This window comes from Alkalibacillus haloalkaliphilus C5 (assembly GCF_000269905.1).
Classification (GTDB): domain Bacteria; phylum Bacillota; class Bacilli; order Bacillales; family Alkalibacillaceae; genus Alkalibacillus; species Alkalibacillus haloalkaliphilus_A.
The window spans coordinates 1-1,034 of the sequence record NZ_AKIF01000278.1 but is presented as its reverse complement, the minus strand read 5'-3'; the positions used below and the strand labels follow the sequence as shown (position 1 = coordinate 1,034).

Sequence of the window (1,034 nt, the reverse complement as noted above, 5' to 3'; positions counted from 1 at the left end):
CACTTGACTCACGAATATCATCTATGTGATCTTTAATTAAATTCCAATAGCTAAAATAAATTAATTGAAGTGATTGGTTTTGACTCACTTCATCAACAACTGTTTTCAATAAGTTTGTATTACCACCATGACTATTTAATAGGACTATGTTTTTCAATCCATGTACTGCTAAACTATTTAGAATATCCTGCACGTATAAAAAAAGAGCTTGTTGAGATATACTGATTGTTCCAAAGAAATTCATATGATGATGAGAAAAACCACCCCAAACTGAAGGTAAAACTAGCGTCGTTAAAGATGAGTGCTTTGCGAACTCCAAACCAACCTTATACCCCAATTCAGCATCTGTTCGGATAGGTAAATGAGGGCCATGTTGTTCCATAGCCCCTACCGGTAAAATGATGACTGGTTCTTCTGGTGCAATTGCTTTTAATTCTGGTGAAGTATAAGCGTCAAAATGATATTTTTGAAGTTGATCAGGCATAAACTTCCCTCTTTCGGTGATAAAATTGACAGAGCCTTTCCACTCCTGTTAATACTGCTACTTCTTCACCAGCAAAACATATCCGTACCAATTGTTCCCCTGAAGGGCCAAATGTTTTACAAGGTGCAACAGCAACACGTTCTTCTTCTAAAAGTGACAGTGCAAACTCTTTCGAATCCCTACCTGTCTTAGAAACATCAATAGTCAAATAAAATGCTCCATCAGGCTTTACATATGGCATGTTAAATTGATCAAGTAAATCGCATACACGATTCCGCTTTACACGGTAGCGTTGTTTCATTTCATGTAAGAAATCTTCAGACTGCACTGATGTTAAAGCAGATTCAGCTGCTTTTTGTGATATAGAAGACGCACATGTCGTTACAGGCTCTTGAAGCTTTATCGCTATATCATAAAGGTGTTCAGGCATGATCGTATAGCCAACACGCCAACCTGTCATGGCAAAAGATTTCGAAAAACCTCCTATAGCAATGACATAGTCATGCATTTCCTCAGATGTCGATAAAACACTATGAAAATCACCATCGAA

The 1,034-nt window shown here is 37.4% G+C and carries 2 protein-coding genes; both read right to left on the bottom strand.

The annotated features are described in order from the left end of the window. Positions 1-484, bottom strand: a 484-nt coding sequence (locus tag A194_RS19080; protein WP_017187851.1) for a creatininase family protein, incomplete at its 3' end; no start/stop codon positions are given. Continuing rightward, positions 477-1,034: pyridoxal phosphate-dependent aminotransferase (locus A194_RS0116385; protein WP_017187850.1), on the bottom strand; the 558-nt coding region annotated here is incomplete at its 5' end. The genes A194_RS19080 and A194_RS0116385, both read right to left, overlap by 8 nt.